Source organism: Metapseudomonas resinovorans (assembly GCF_002003485.1).
Taxonomy (GTDB): Bacteria; Pseudomonadota; Gammaproteobacteria; order Pseudomonadales; family Pseudomonadaceae; genus Metapseudomonas; species Metapseudomonas resinovorans_D.
Genome location: NZ_BDMA01000020.1, coordinates 188,952 through 203,090, shown reverse-complemented (window position 1 = coordinate 203,090; position 14,139 = coordinate 188,952). Strand labels below are relative to the sequence as shown.

Here is a 14,139-nt window from a genome sequence, read left to right as displayed (position 1 = left end):
CGACATGCTTTTGAGTAAATCGTTAGTTGCTTGCCAGCTAACTTTTATCGAAGTGCTTCGGGCTCATTTGTGGCGATCACTGAGGATTGTTGGGGCGCGTTGTTCGCCTGCTCTGGACGTCGCTGCAGGCGTAGGCTGAGCAGCAGCATCAGCGCCAGCACCGCGACCAGCGAGCCAGTCACCCACGGGATGGCCGAGGCCAGTCCATCCAGCCTGCCGGCCTGGAGCAGCTCACTGGCGTCGACGCCAAGTTGTTGCAGTTGAGCCGCAAGTTCAGGACTCGGCTTGGCCTGGCCGAGGCCTGCCAGGCGGCCGAGCAACTCGGGGCTTGCGCCTGCCTGGCTGGCACGCTCCTGCATCGACTGCTGGGCGATCAGGGTCACCGCGCTGCCGAACACGCCGAGGCCGAAGGTGGCGCCGGCAGGCGAGCCGAAGTCCTTCATCATGGTGAACAAGCCGCTGCCAGCGGCTAGCTTGGCGCGTGGCACGGCGCTCATCATCAGCTTCATCAGTGCCGGTGTCTTCATGCCGTTGGCGAAGCCGATCAGTACGACAATGCCGGCGATCATCCACAGTGGTGTGCTCAGCCGGATGGTGCTTATCGTCAGCATGCCCAGCAGTATGGCGACCATCGACGCCACCACGATCCGCCGGCAGTCGTACCTGTCCGCAAGGCGCCCAGCGATGGGGGCGGAGATCATCGAGCAGCCGTACACGCACATGTTGATGAAGCCCACCTGGGATGCGCTGCCACCCGGGCGCTCGCTGATGAAGAAGGCCAGCGAATAGGTCAGGCCGGCCAGGCACATGACACTCAGCAGGTAAAGTCCGGCAGGCAGGATGAACGCAGGGTTGCGCAGGATGCCAATGTCGATCACAGGGTCAGCCACGCGCTGCTCCAGCTTCCACAGTAGCGCTGCGGCGACCACACCTATGCCCAGGGCTGCGAGCGTGTAGGGCGAGGTTGGGCCGAGCTTGGCGGCGGCGGTGGGGATCGACAGCAGGCCGCCGAGAGCCAGGAACAGTAACAGCGACCCGGCCAGATCGTAGCCGCGGCGTCGGCTGACTACGGTGGTTTCCGGCACGAGGGCGGCGATCAGTAACAGACCGACTGCGCCCAGCAGGCCGCTCAGCCAGTAGATGATCTGCCAGCCGAAAGCGTCGACTAACAGGCCGCCGAGCAGGGCGCCGGTAGTGGCGCCCAGGCCCATGGCGGCGGTGAAGATGCCGAGCGCCATGCCGCGCCGCTCATCGGGGAAGAGAAATCCAATGTAGGCCAGTACCACGGGCATGATGCAGGCCACCCCCAGCCCCTGAAGCAACCTCGCGGCCAGGAGCAATTCGAAGGTGGGCGAGACCGCTGCGGCGAATTCGGAAACGGAGAACACCACCAGGCCGATTAGCAGCATCTTCTTGCGGCCGATGGCATCGGCCAGGCGGCCCATGATCGGCGAGCAGGTGGTGGAAGCAACGAAGAACACCAGGATGATCAGCGCCGATGAGTTCATCGATACGCCGTAGTGACGGACGATGCTGGGCAGCGCCGGGGCCTGGAAAGTCATGGCTTCAATGGTGACGAAGGTACTGAACAGCAGTACAGCGTAGATACGCCAGGCAATACGTGGGGACAGGTGTTCTTGTTGTAAGGCTGCCATGCGCGTTCTCCGGATTCATCGATATCGGAACTTATTGTTGTGGTTCCAGAGACTACGGCGCTTCTTTCTTGTTTGCTCGTGATTCATATAAGTTTGCACTTATATGAATCTGCTTGAATGCACTTTTTGTTAGCGAATAACGTGAGGTCACTCGATGAGTTAATTAACCGAGTTAAATAAGTGCCGGAGCAAAACTACATGTCACCCAAACGTAAGTTTCTGCTGGACCTGATCGAAAAGCCGGATGAGGCATTCAATATAAGCGCAAGCGAACTGGCCCACCTGCGCCTGGCCGCCGCCCAGGAGTTGTTCGAAGAGCGCGTGCAGCAGATTCCCCTGCTCAAGCACCGTGCCGAGGAGGCCGGTATCAGCCGAATCGAAAGCTTCGAAGACCTGGTGCCGTTGCTGTTCGCCCACACCACCTATAAGTCCTACCCGGCGTCCTTCGTTGAGAAAGGCCAGTGGGAGCGCCTGCTCAAATGGCTCGACGCACTATCGGTCCCGGACCTGAGCCAGGTCGACATGACCGGTGTCAGTAACGTCGACGAGTGGCTCGACCGCCTGTGGGCAGCCGATCACCGGGTCCTGGCCACCAGCGGCTCGAGCGGCAAGTGCTCGTTCCTTAACCACACCGCCGGAGACCAGGACAACAAGCGGCGTCACTTCAAGTACGCAGCCGCCTGGCCGGTTCAGGTGGCCAGCAAGGACCGGCCGGTGTTCTGGATGGGGCAGATAGAGGGCCCCAACAGCGCGGTGGAGGCCGGCCAGTTCGCCATGGCCAACTGGGGCCGCGAGGGTGCCATCTTCATGCTGACCCAGGAGCCGCTGCGCATTTCCGAAGTAAGCCGCATGGCAGCGATGCGCAAGCGGATGGCAGACGGCTCGGCGACCCCCGATGAGATTGCTGCCTTCGAGGCCGAGTCCGCAGTCAAGGGTGCTCGAGGAAACGAGGAGATGCGCGCCTTCGCTGACAAGGTGTTGGATCACCGCCATGAGCCGATTTACCTGATCGGCTTCTGGGCACAGCACCTGGCGATCATCGAGCGCGCCCGCGAGCGCGGCATCGCCGATGGTGACTTCCATCCGAACAGCATTATCGGCGCCGGTGGCGGGGTTAAGGGCATTCCATTGCCTCCGGACTACAGAGAGCGGGTCAACACCTTCTACGGCAATGTGCTGCGGCCGGGCCTGTACGCCATGACTGAGCTGTCCCAGCCGATGCCGCGCTGCGAGAAGGGGCACTACCACATCCCGCCGGGACTGATCGTCCTGCTGCTGGATGATAGCGGTGAGAAGCTGGTCGAGCCCATTGGCTTGCAGAGCGGGCGCTTCGCCTTCCTTGACCTCGCCTACGAGGGCCGTTGGGGCGGCCTGATCACGGGTGACAAGGTAACCGTGGATTTTGCATCGAAGTGCGAATGCGGACGCCACGGACCGGTAATCCACGACTCCATAACCCGATACACCCAACTGGGGCAGGATGACAACATCGGCTGCGCCGGAACCATAGACGCCTATATCCGGGGGGCTATCGCATGAATGCAGTGAACCAACATCAGGTCTCCCGCGTCTGCCACATCGTCAAGGGCGAGGTGGTGGAGGGGGAGGATCTCGAATACGGCCCTGCCCATGCGCGATTCACCACGCCGGCGCTGAAGCTGGACGAACTGGTCTGGAGTCGTCAGGAGCCAGGCCCGGCCTTCGATACCCCGCTGGATGACATCCTCAACATCCTCGGCGAGCTCAGCCGCTGGCTGGAGCGCGATCCGGAAGGCCTGGTCAGGCAGGCACTGGAAAATGCCATCCGCAACAACCCCATGCACCCACGCGTCATGCAGCGCTCCTACGAGATGATGCCGCGAATCTTCGATCGCGAGCGGCTCCTGGTGCAGATCGACAACGAGCTGGGCGGCAAGGAGGCGGTGGATGGTTGGAAGCCGGTCACCAACCTGCTCAGTGGTCGACCGGCAGCAATGCGTGCCTTCCCCGCGCGCATCCTTCACATCATTGCCGGCAATGCACCTGGAGTTGCGGCGGTTTCCATCGCCCGCGGCGCGGTGACCAAGGCAGTGAACCTGATCAAGCTGCCGTCCAACGACCTGTTCACAGCTCCGGCCATTCTGCGCGGCATCTCGGCGGTAGCGCCGGGGCATGCCCTGGCGCGCTCATTCTCGGCCGCATACTGGCGCGGGGGCGACGATAAAGTCGAAAGCCTGCTGATGCGTCCGCAGTTCTTCGACAAGCTGGCGGCCTGGGGCGGTGATGCGACGCTGCGTAGCGCGAAGAACTACATCTGCCCAGGCTTCGAGCTGGTGTCCTTCGATCCGAAGACCTCCATTTCCATGATCGGTCGCGAGGCCTTCGCCTCCGACGAGTTGCTCGCCGAGGTGGCCGACAAAGCAGCCGCCGATGCCACTCTGGTCGAGCAACTTGCCTGCGCCTCCAGTCGTTACCAGTTTGTGGAGGGTACCCAGGAGCAGGCCGACCGCTTCGCCGATCTGTTGCAACAACGCATGGGTGTGGAACGTCAGCTGGCATCCGCGGAAGGGCGTCCGGTGCCGGGTCACCTGCGCGAAGAAATCGACGGCCTGCGAGTGATGCCCGACTACTACCGGGTTTGGGGGAACTACAGCGGGGCCGGTGTGGTGATCCGCTCCGAGGAGCCGGTGGATTTCCATCCCGAGTTCCGTGTGGTCAATGTGGTGCCGGTCAATGACCTTCGTGATGCGCTGCGCTTCGTCAACGTCGCGACCCAGACCGTCAGCCTGTACCCCGGTGAACGCAAGGTTGAGCTGCGTGATTTGCTGGCTTCGGCCGGTGCCCAGCGAATTACCTGCATCGGCGCTTCAGGTGGCATGGAGGGTGGCTTGGCCCACGACGGCTTCCTGCCGCTGGCGAGACTGGTGCGCTGGATCAACGATGAAGGCTGAGTCGAAGGGAGCGGGGTGGATGAGCAGCGAACAGATGCAGTGCGGATTCCCCGGCCTGTCCCTGGCCGGCCAGGTGGCCCTGGTTACCGGGGCCGGGCGAGGGCTGGGCTTCGAGATGGCGAAGGGGCTGGCCCAGGCCGGTGCAAGGGTATGGCTCAACGGCCGTGATCCGAAGCAATTGGAGGCGGCTTGCGCACGACTGGTCGACAGCGGGCTACAGGCTTGTGCCTTGCCCTTCGACGTGGAGGACGAAGCGGCCGCCGACATCAGCGTGCAGCGCATCCTTGGTGAGCACGGGCGGCTGGACATATTGGTCAACAACGTCGGCCGGCGTGATCGCCGTTCGTTGTTCGAGCTGGATAGCCAGGCTTTGCGCGCCATGCTCGACAACCACTTGGTAGCGGCTTTTGGGCTGAGCAGGCTGGTGGCAGTACCCATGATGGAGCAGGGCGGCGGAAGGATTATCAACCTGGCCTCGGTCTCGGCCTTCCTCGCTTCGGCAGGGGATGCCGCCTACATCGCTGCCAAGGGCGGCCTGGTTGCCTTGACTCGTGCGCTGGCGGCAGAGCTCGGCAGCCATGGAATCACGGTCAACGCCATAGCACCCGGGCCCTTTGCCACTGAGACTAACCAGACTCTGTCAGCTAGTCCGGAGAGCCAGGCGTGGATTGCCAGACGCAGTTCCCTGGGCCGCTGGGGGCGACCCGAGGAAATCTCCGGTGCAGCAGTATTCCTGGCGTCCCCCGCGGCTTCATTTGTTACCGGCCAGGTGCTGGCCGTGGATGGAGGACTGCTGGCGCACTACTGAGTTGACGGCGGATGCATCCGCTCAACCCGATCCGGCGAAGCGGTGCTAGCATGTCCATTTAAATAACAAAGAGTCAGTTATTGGGGGTTGATCATGCGTTACAAGATACTTGGCAACACGGGGTTGCGTGTCTCGGAGCTTTGTCTCGGCACTATGACCTTCGGTACCCAGGGCTGGGGGGCGGAGGAGGGCGAGGCAGCCCGGATCTTCGCGCGCTTCCGCGAAGGCGGCGGCAATTTCATCGATACCGCCAATGAGGTCTATGCCGGCGGCAGGTCCGAGGAAGTAGTGGGCAGCCTGATCCAAGGCTGTCGCGAGGAGATGGTACTGGCCACCAAGTACTCCCTCGCCTATCCCGGTGGCGGCAATCCCAATGCGGGCGGCAACCACCGCAAGAGCCTGCGTCGCTCGGTAGAGGCAAGTCTGAAGAGGCTCAGCACCGACTACATCGATCTGCTTTGGGTTCACGCCTGGGACAGCGCCACACCGCTGGAGGAAACTCTTCGCGCCCTGGACGATCTGGTGCGTCAGGGCAAGGTGCTTTACACCGGCATCTCCAATGCGCCGGCGTGGGTGGTGGCCAGCGCAAATACTCAGGCACGGCTTCAGGGTTGGACTTCCTTCGCCGCACTGCAGGCGGAGTACAACCTGATGGAACGAAGCGTAGAGCATGACCTACTGCCTATGTGTCGGCACTTTGGGTTGAGCCTGGCTGCCTGGTCACCCCTGGCCAGTGGCATCCTCAGCGGCAAGTACAGCGCCGGCAAGGACGCCGGTGAGGCCAAGCGCCTGGACGTGGCTGGGCTCAAGACCCTGGACGAGCGCAGCCTGGCCATTGCCGAGGCGGTGGGTCAGGTGGCTCAAGCGATCGGCCGCAGCCCTTCGCAGGTGGCGCTTAACTGGCTTCGGGCCCAGCCGGGTGTGATACCGCTGCTGGGGGTGCGCACCCTCGCGCAACTGGAGGACAACCTCGGCTGCCTCGACTTCCAACTGGAGCCGGGGCACCTGGCGACCCTTGCCGAGCTGGGCGCGCCACCTGCGCAGTACCCCCATGACTATCTGACCAAGTACCAGGAACTGATCGCCGCCGGTTATCGGCGACTGACCGACCCTAACTGAATCCCGCGGAATAAGGCTTCCAGGCTCGGCCTGGAGGACCCCGCTCACCCTGAAGAAAGACCTCTGGAGCAAGGTTTAATGGCCACAATAAATACAAGAGCCGCACCCATCACCGCCCGCTTTTCGGCCTCTATCTGGCTACTCGCACTGGCCATTTCGCAGGATGCCGGTGCGATGCTGCTCGACCTGGAGAGTGACGACTGGGAAGTCCGCGTCGACAACACCATCCGCTACAACGCCGCGTGGCGCATGGAGCATCAGAACAAGGACTTCCTGCGCTCGCCGGCCTTTGACGACACCGAGAACAAGTTCGATCGCGGCGACCTGGTGACCAACCGCTTCGATCTGCTCAGCGAGCTGGACGCTGTGTACCAGGGTAGCTATGGGTTCCGTCTGAGCGCAGCCGGCTGGTATGACCAGGCCTACCAGGACAAGGCCGAGCCCAACTCAGCGCTGGTGAACAGCGGCAACTACATCAATGATCACTACAACGGCTACGCCACCCGATACATGGCGGGGCCCTCAGGCGAGCTGCTGGACGCCTTCGTCTTCTCCAACTTCCAACTGGGAGAAGTGGGCGTGGGGGCCAAGGCAGGCAAACACAATGTCTACTGGGGCGAATCGCTGTTTACCTTGGGCAACAGCATCGCCTACTCGCAGGGGCCGGTGGACACCATCAAGTCGGCGTCCAGCCCCGGCACTGAAGCCAAGGAGCTGTTTCTACCGATCAATCAGTTGTCGGCTGACCTCAGCCTGAGCAACGAGCTGTCCCTGGGCATGCAGTACCTGCTGGACTGGAAGCCTTTCCGACTGGTTCCGGGCGGCACTTTCTATGCGAACTCCGATGGCTCGCGCTCGGACCTCGCTTCGCCACCTGCCTTGGTCAATGGCGATGACCTGGAGCCCGGCAGCAATCACGGCGAGTACGGCCTGAACTTGCGTTGGAGCCCTATGGCGCTGGGCGGCACGCTGGGCCTCTACTACCGCAAGTTCAACGAAAAGTTGCCTTGGAGTTTCACGCAAATCGAAGGCCGTACACCGCGCGCAGTGCGCCTGGCCTATGCGCGGGATACGGAACTCTGGGGGCTTAGCCTATCCCGCAACATCGCCCAGATGAGCGTGGCCACCGAGTTGTCCTACCGCAAAAACACCGCCCTTGTGTCTCGGTCCGGATACCCCGTTCTGACTGTTGCTGGTGTGGATCCCAGCTTCGAAGCCGCCGAAGGTGCACGGGGAAATTCCTGGCATGCCTTGGTGAACGCAGTCTACCTGCTGCCGAAGACGGCTCTCTGGGAAGGTGGCACCTTCCAGGGAGAGGTTACCTACAACCGCCTGGACAAGATCACCGACGACCCGCAGAACCGCTTCAACGCAAAAGGCCATGGCTGTACCTCGGCGTACACCAAGCACTGCGCCACTCGCGACGCATGGGGCATGCAGCTCCGATTCACGCCGGAGTGGCCGCAGGTGCTGCCGGGGTGGAACCTTTCGATGCCGGTCAACCTGGCCTGGGGCATCGAGGGCAATAGTCCGACCCTCGGTGGCACCAATGAAGGATCCTACAGCTGGACGGTGGGCGTCAGTGGTACATACCGCAGTGCCCATACCTTCAGCCTCAGCTACATCGACTCCTACGCCCGTTACGACACCCGCGCCGACGGCACCGTGACTACCGACTTCACCAGCGGGGCGGCAGTGCAGAACGACCATGGACGTCTGTCCTTCACCTACAAGACGACCTTCTGATCCGCAGCGACAATCTGGGAGAACAACAATGAAAAAGCTTGAGAGCATGACGCTGGCGACCCTGGCCCTCCTGGTCGCCATGCAGGTATTCGCGACACCCTCGGACCAGGAAATCAGCCAGTTGGGTACCACGCTCACCCCTCTGGGTGCGGAGATGGCGGGTAATCGGGATGGCAGCATTCCTCCATGGGATGGCGGTCTCTGTAAGCCTCCTGCGGGTTACCAGCCGAAGAAGGGCGAGTCAGGTGGTGGTCCCTGGATGGATCCTTTCGCCAACGAGCAGCCGATCCTGAAGATCACCAGGGACAATCTGGAGCAATACGCCGACAAGCTGGACGCGGGCACGAAGGAACTATTCCAGCGCTATCCTGAGACCTTTCGCATCGACGTCTACCCCAGCCATCGTACGGCCTGCTACCCGCAATGGGTGTACGAGAACACCATCAAGAACGTCCGAAATCCCAAGTTGGTGGGCGGGGCGCCGGGATTGGTGAATGCCCATGCGCAGATTCCCTTCCCGATCCCAAAGAACGGCTACGAGGCCATGTGGAACCAGTCGGTGCGGGTGGATGCACCCTATGTGAAGGGCGACCAGGAAAACTGGCTAGTGGATGCGGCGGGCAACGTTACCCTCACCTCCATCAACCGGGTCGAGCAGAGCAAACCATACTGGGACAACGATCGGGAGGCGGTGCCGGACGAGCAGCCCTACTGGACCTTGATCTCCACCACCGTGGCGCCCGCTTCCAGCGCCGGGGTCAAGCAACTCCGGCACAACTTTCTCGACACTGAGATCCGTGATCCCATGGCCTGGTCCTACGTGCCGGGACAGCGCCGGGTCCGGCTGTCGCCCGAGTTCAAGTACGACACCGTCTCCACTAGTTCCGGCGGCGTGCTGCTGTTCGATGAGATCAGCGGCTTCGACGGCAAGATGGACAAGTTCGACTTCGTGCTGAAGGGCAAGCGGGAAATGTACATTCCGGCGAACGCCTACAAGTTCAATGCCGCGCCCAGCGAGGTGGTGAATACCCCGAATCACGTCAACCCGGATTACCTGAGGTTCGAGTTGCGCCGGGTGTGGGTGGTGGAAGCCAACCTCAAGCCGGGGGAACGACACGTGCAGAAGACCAAGACCTTCTATCTGGACGAGGACAGCTGGTCGGTGGCCGTCTACAACGCTTTCGACAACATCGGGACCATCCAGAAGGTCACCTACTACCCGGGATTCCAGGAGTATGACAAGCCGCAGTACCGCACTGCGCCCAACGTCCTCTACGACCTGACCAAGCGCGTATACACCCATGGCGCACGCATGGGCGCGGACAAGTCCACCGGCTTCTACCGGGTCGCGCGCTACCCCACGACCTTCTTCTCTCCCGGCTCCCTGGCCGGAACCGGCATCCGCTGAGTTCTTGGTGTGGGTCCGGGCCCTTCTCAGATCGGTGGCCCGGGCCATCCTGCCGGCGCAATCCAGCCGGCAGGCACACTTTTTTCCTTCCCGAGCGCCGCGCCCCGCGCCGGCGTTGAATCCGAGGGCGACACCTTGACCATAGTTGCAACCATCGAAGACCTGCAGCGACTTGCCAGCCGTCGCGTGCCGCGAATGTTCTATGACCTGGTGGACGCCGGTTCATACAGCGAAGGGACCTACCGCGCCAACGAGGCGGACCTCCAACGCATCAAGTTACGCCAGCGCGTTGCGGTCGACGTTGGCGCGCGTAACCTGAAGACTTGCCTGCTGGGCGAGGATGTCACCATGCCGGTGGCCCTGGCGCCGGCCGGTCTGACTGGCATGCAGAGAGCCGACGGCGAGATACTCGCGGCCCGCGCGGCCGAACGTTTTGGCGTGCCCTTCACGCTGAGCACCATGAGCGTCTGCTCCATCGAGGACGTCGCCGCTGCTACTCACAAACCCTTCTGGTTCCAGCTTTACGTGATGCGTGATCGCGAGTTCGCCCGCTCGTTGATCCGGCGCGCCAAAGCGGCCGGTTGCTCGGCGCTGGTGCTGACCCTGGACTTGCCCATGGTGGGTCAGCGACACAAGGACGTACGCAATGGTCGCGCCTATTCCAAGCGCACTCTGGTGCGTTTCGCCAACCTGGCTAGCAAGCCGCGCTGGTGCCTGGAAATGCTGCGTACTTCCCGCCGCAGCTGCGGCAATATCGTTGGCCATGCCAAGGGCGTGAGTGACGAGACATCCATGCGCGCGTGGGTCGGCACCCAGTTCGACCCCACCGTGACCTGGGCCGACGTCGCGTGGGTGCGGAGCCTTTGGGATGGCCCGTTGGTGCTCAAGGGAATTCTTGATGCCGAGGATGCTCAATACGCTGTGAACTGTGGCGCCGACGCCCTGGTTGTGTCCAATCATGGTGGCCGCCAGCTGGATGGAGCACCGTCGTCCATAAGTGTCCTACCCTCCATCGTAGATGCGGTGGCAACGCGTGCTGAAGTCTGGATGGATGGTGGTGTGCGCAGCGGACAAGACGTTTTCAAAGCGTGCGCCTTGGGTGCCCGCGGAGTCATGATCGGCCGCAGTTATCTTTACGGCCTGGGTGCGGAAGGAGAAGCCGGCGTGGGCAAATGCCTGGACATAATCCGACGGGAGCTCGATGCGACATTGGCACTGAGTGGCACCGCTGACATTCGCAAAGTGGGTCGCGATAGCCTGGTCGCAGGCAGCTGGTAGCGGCAAGCGACCCTGTATGACCCAAAAGAAAACGCCCCGCCTAGCGGGGCGTTTTCGTTCGTGCAGGCGATCAGGCTTCTTCAGCCATGATCTTGCCGTCTTCCTTCGCCACGGCGGTGAACATCTTGATGATGTCGCCGGAGGTCACGCGACGACGCACTTCGCCTTCCTTGAGGGGGGCCGGGCCACCGTAGGACTTCGGCGTAGTATCCACGTCCTTCGCCAGGGCGCGCAGGGCACTTACGGTGCACTTGTCTCGGCCGCCCATCTTGCCGAACGCATCGAAGTTATAGAGGCGCAGGGCGTTGCCGTGCGTGATCTTGTCGATGCTGGCGTCCGGCAGATGCTTGAGGGAGTCGAACAGCATGTCAGCAGATTCCGGCCAGACGGTATCGGAGTGCGGGTAGTCGCATTCGTAGGCGACGTTGTCTTCGCCGATGTCCTCGAGGTTCTTCAGGCCGAAGCGGTCGTCGATGAAGCAGGTCTGGAAGTGTTCGCGGAACACTTCGCTCGGCTTCTTGCCGCCGAAGTCGGCGTAGGTCCAGGCCTTGTGGTGCTCATGGACGAAGTCCGCGCGCTCGAGGAAGTAGGGGATCCAGCCGATGCCACCCTCGGACAGGGAAATCTTCAGGTCCGGGTAACGCTGCAGCGCTTTCAGGTGCAGCCAGTCGGCAGCCGAGTTCACGATGGAGATCGGCATGGTGATGATCCATGAGTCGATGGGCGAATTCATCGAGGCATGGGGAGCCTGTGCACCAGAGCCGATATGGATGTTGATTACCACCTTGTTTTCGGCACAGACCTTCCACAGCGGTTCCCAGTGGGCGTCATGGATGCTCGGCTGGCCCTTCAGCGAAGGGTTGTCGGAGAAGGAGATGGCGTGGCAGCCCTTAGCAACGACGCGCTTGATCTCGGCCACCGAGGCGTTGAGGTCCCAGTAGGGAATGATGGCGTTGGGGATGTTGCGGCCCGGGTAGCTGCCGCACCACTCGTCGATGTGCCAGTCGTTGTAGGCCTGAAGCAGGGCGAGGGCGTTCTGCTTGTTTTCGAACTGATGGAACAGGCTGCCGTCGAAGGTCACCACGCTGGGGAAGTTCAGCGAGGCCAGCAGACCGTTGGCGTTCATGTCGTCGATGCGCGCATGGATGTCCCAGGCGCCTTTACGCATCTGGTCGAAGGAGATCGGCTCGCAGCCATACTCCTCGCGCAGGCGGCCGACCACGGCATTGAGGCCGATGTTGCCTGCACGACGGCCTTCGAACAGCCAGTAGTCGGCGCCGTTCTTGTCTTTCAGTACCTTGGGGGCGAAAGCCTTCTGGGCAGTGGTGAGGTGCTGCTCGAACATGGTGGGCGGCTCGACAATGTGGTCGTCGACGCTGACTAGAACGAGATCATCGAGTTTCATGTGTTATCTCCATCGCTCAAGCGGCCCCTCACCAGGCAGGTTCGGACTGCTTCAGGTTTGTTGTTGTATGCGATGTCGAACGTTACCCCGAGTCGGGACGTTCATCAATAGCAAAACAGACAAATAGTCAGTTATTGCTATTTTCGCATGACTGCTTGATACCCTTGCCGATTGACTCCAAACCTTCCAGCTGAAGTGATTTCCTGTCAATAGACTACAGGCCTGATAGTCCTTACGCCGTTGATGTGCGCGACGGGTGGCTGGAGGCTGGCTGGAGCCTTTGCCGACTAAGTAATACAATGTCATTTTTTGTCGGCTACAGACAACTTGGCAGGGGTGGGGCAACTATGGGATTCGGCAGGATTATGGGCTGGGTGGGGATATTGGTTGGCATTGTGGTCGCTGGAGGCGCAAGTGCTGCGCCCGGTGGTTATGAGGCAGAAAAGCAGGAGGCGCGGGCGTTGCTGGAAAGCGCCGTGGCCTACTACCGCGAGCACAAGGCGCAGGCCTTGCCGGTCTTCAGTCGACAGGGGCCGTTCGTGCGCGGCAACCACTATGTCTATGTGCTGGACATCAATGGCGTAATGCTGGCCAGTGGGGGGCCTTCCGCCAGCTTGATCGGCAGCAACCTGCTTGAGCAACTGCCGCCTGACCTCAAGAAGTCCTTCGACGAGGCCTTAAAGGTCAAGGAGGGGCAGGGCATCCAGGAGGCGGAGTACCATTGGACCAACTGGCAGACTGGGCGAGTCGAGCGCAAGCGCGTGCTGTTCCAGCGTGTTGACGATGTATTGCTGGGTGCCGGCTATTTCATTTCCAAGGCATCCCCGGCTCATGCGCTGGATCTCCTGGAAAAGGCAGCGGCAGCCGTATCGTCGGGGCCACAACAGACCTTTGCGGCGATCAACAGCGAGAATCTGGCTTTCCTCCAGGATGATCTCTACGTCTTCGTTGTCGATATGAACACGTTTCGCTACGTAGCCCACGGCTACAACCAACGTCTGGTAGGCACTGACTTCCGCCGGGTCAAAGACCCGCAGGGCAAACCGGTCGGCGAACCTATGCTCGCGGCAGCGAAAAAAAGCAGTGCAGGCGAATACGACTATCTCTGGGAAAACCCGCTGAGCCGCAAGGTGGAGCGTAAGCACACCTACTACCGCAAGGTCGGCGACTACCTGGTGTCTGTCGGCTATTACGAGAAAGCCGGCGACTGAATGTTGTAGGCGCCGGGATACTGGTTCGCTCCGGCAATCTGCAGTGCAATCCGCTGGCAGACGCGGACCAATTGTCTGGGGTCATCCTCCTCGGCCTCCTGCCACAAGCAGAGGCCGGTGAGCATGGAGAGAATGGCGGTGCTGGTCATGGTGTCTTGGCTGAACAGGCCCAAATGCTCACCGCGATCGAGAATGTCCTTCAGCTCCCGCTCATAGCATGTCTTCATGGCGATCACCTGATGCCTGCCGTGCTCTGGCAGATTGCGCAGGTCCATGCTGGCGATCAGGCTCTCGGCGCGGCGCGCGCTCTGGAACTCCAGGTGGTGTGCGATGAAATCCGCGAGCGCGCGTACCGGGTCTCCATGATTTCCTGACGATTCTTGCCAGGACTGCTGCAGGTCTTCCAGGTAGCTGGCGATGAGGTCCTGCAGCAAATCATCCTTGCTTCGATAGTAGGCATAGAGCGAACCGGCCTGCAGGCCGCAGCTCCTGGCCAGCTGGCGCAGGGATACCGCGCCAAAGCCATGCAGGGCGATCAGTTCGATGGCGCTGCTACGGATTTCCTCGATCCTGGACATG

The 14,139-nt window shown here is 61.6% G+C and carries 11 protein-coding genes; 8 read left to right on the top strand and 3 right to left on the bottom strand.

Translation table 11 applies throughout. The annotated features are described in order from the left end of the window. Window positions 1-44: 44 nt before the first annotated feature. Window positions 45-1,655 carry an MFS transporter gene (locus tag MnOB_RS06810; RefSeq protein ID WP_234358204.1) on the bottom strand — a complete coding sequence of 537 codons (1,611 nt, stop codon included), beginning with the start codon at window positions 1,653-1,655 and terminating at the stop codon, window positions 45-47. A gap of 198 nt (window positions 1,656-1,853) precedes the next feature. Between MnOB_RS06810 and MnOB_RS06805 the strand changes: the two genes are divergently transcribed. The 7 genes from MnOB_RS06805 to MnOB_RS06775 all read left to right on the top strand — a co-directional run bounded on the left by MnOB_RS06805 (window position 1,854) and on the right by MnOB_RS06775 (window position 10,944). Beyond that, window positions 1,854-3,194 (top strand): hypothetical protein, encoded by a 1,341-nt coding sequence (locus tag MnOB_RS06805; RefSeq protein WP_077523325.1) that lies wholly within the window; start codon window positions 1,854-1,856, stop codon window positions 3,192-3,194. Beyond that, window positions 3,191-4,585: an acyl-CoA reductase gene (locus MnOB_RS06800; RefSeq protein WP_077523323.1), complete on the top strand. Its 1,395-nt coding sequence runs from the start codon at window positions 3,191-3,193 to the stop codon at window positions 4,583-4,585. Before MnOB_RS06805 ends, MnOB_RS06800 begins: the two co-directional genes overlap by 4 nt. A 19-nt stretch (window positions 4,586-4,604) precedes the next feature. After that, complete coding sequence (locus MnOB_RS06795; protein ID WP_077523498.1) at window positions 4,605-5,393, top strand: SDR family oxidoreductase; 789 nt, start codon at window positions 4,605-4,607, stop codon at window positions 5,391-5,393. Between the two features lie 93 nt (window positions 5,394-5,486). Then, window positions 5,487-6,512 (top strand): aldo/keto reductase, encoded by a 1,026-nt coding sequence (locus MnOB_RS06790; RefSeq protein ID WP_077523321.1) that lies wholly within the window; start codon window positions 5,487-5,489, stop codon window positions 6,510-6,512. 78 nt (window positions 6,513-6,590) lie between these two features. Next, window positions 6,591-8,258, top strand: coding sequence for a DUF1302 domain-containing protein (locus MnOB_RS06785; RefSeq protein WP_234358203.1), 1,668 nt, complete (start codon window positions 6,591-6,593; stop codon window positions 8,256-8,258). Window positions 8,259-8,286: 28 nt separating this feature from the next. Continuing rightward, complete coding sequence (locus MnOB_RS06780; RefSeq protein WP_234358202.1) at window positions 8,287-9,666, top strand: DUF1329 domain-containing protein; 1,380 nt, start codon at window positions 8,287-8,289, stop codon at window positions 9,664-9,666. A gap of 135 nt (window positions 9,667-9,801) precedes the next feature. Further along, the gene (locus MnOB_RS06775; RefSeq protein WP_077523494.1) at window positions 9,802-10,944 is read left to right on the top strand and encodes an alpha-hydroxy acid oxidase; all 1,143 of its coding nucleotides are present in this window, start codon (window positions 9,802-9,804) and stop codon (window positions 10,942-10,944) included. A gap of 70 nt (window positions 10,945-11,014) precedes the next feature. Here the strand turns inward: MnOB_RS06775 and MnOB_RS06770 are convergent, their stop codons facing one another. Continuing rightward, a complete protein-coding gene (locus MnOB_RS06770) occupies window positions 11,015-12,349 on the bottom strand; it encodes an amidohydrolase family protein (protein ID WP_077523317.1) in 1,335 nt (444 codons plus the stop codon). A gap of 347 nt (window positions 12,350-12,696) precedes the next feature. On the opposite strand from MnOB_RS06770, the gene MnOB_RS06765 reads away from it, so the two are divergent. Next, window positions 12,697-13,560, top strand: a complete 864-nt coding sequence (locus tag MnOB_RS06765; RefSeq protein ID WP_371579102.1) for a cache domain-containing protein — start codon at window positions 12,697-12,699, stop codon at window positions 13,558-13,560. Here the strand turns inward: MnOB_RS06765 and MnOB_RS06760 are convergent. Continuing rightward, window positions 13,539-14,138: a TetR/AcrR family transcriptional regulator gene (locus MnOB_RS06760; protein ID WP_077523313.1), complete on the bottom strand. Its 600-nt coding sequence runs from the start codon at window positions 14,136-14,138 to the stop codon at window positions 13,539-13,541. The genes MnOB_RS06765 and MnOB_RS06760 overlap by 22 nt on opposite strands. Window position 14,139 lies beyond the last annotated feature (1 nt).

Excerpts from the sequence above, each read along its gene's own strand:
- MnOB_RS06810 (WP_234358204.1), bottom strand. The coding sequence starts at position 1,655 with ATGGCAGCCTTACAACAAGAACACCTGTCCCCACGTATTGCCTGGCGT.
- MnOB_RS06805 (WP_077523325.1), top strand. The coding sequence starts at position 1,854 with ATGTCACCCAAACGTAAGTTTCTGCTGGACCTGATCGAAAAGCCGGAT.
- MnOB_RS06800 (WP_077523323.1), top strand. The coding sequence starts at position 3,191 with ATGAATGCAGTGAACCAACATCAGGTCTCCCGCGTCTGCCACATCGTC.
- MnOB_RS06790 (WP_077523321.1), top strand. The coding sequence starts at position 5,487 with ATGCGTTACAAGATACTTGGCAACACGGGGTTGCGTGTCTCGGAGCTT.
- MnOB_RS06770 (WP_077523317.1), bottom strand. The coding sequence starts at position 12,349 with ATGAAACTCGATGATCTCGTTCTAGTCAGCGTCGACGACCACATTGTC.
- MnOB_RS06765 (WP_371579102.1), top strand. The coding sequence starts at position 12,697 with ATGGGATTCGGCAGGATTATGGGCTGGGTGGGGATATTGGTTGGCATT.
- MnOB_RS06785 (WP_234358203.1), top strand. The coding sequence starts at position 6,591 with ATGGCCACAATAAATACAAGAGCCGCACCCATCACCGCCCGCTTTTCG.
- MnOB_RS06795 (WP_077523498.1), top strand. The coding sequence starts at position 4,605 with ATGAGCAGCGAACAGATGCAGTGCGGATTCCCCGGCCTGTCCCTGGCC.
- MnOB_RS06780 (WP_234358202.1), top strand. The coding sequence starts at position 8,287 with ATGAAAAAGCTTGAGAGCATGACGCTGGCGACCCTGGCCCTCCTGGTC.
- MnOB_RS06760 (WP_077523313.1), bottom strand. The coding sequence starts at position 14,138 with ATGTCCAGGATCGAGGAAATCCGTAGCAGCGCCATCGAACTGATCGCC.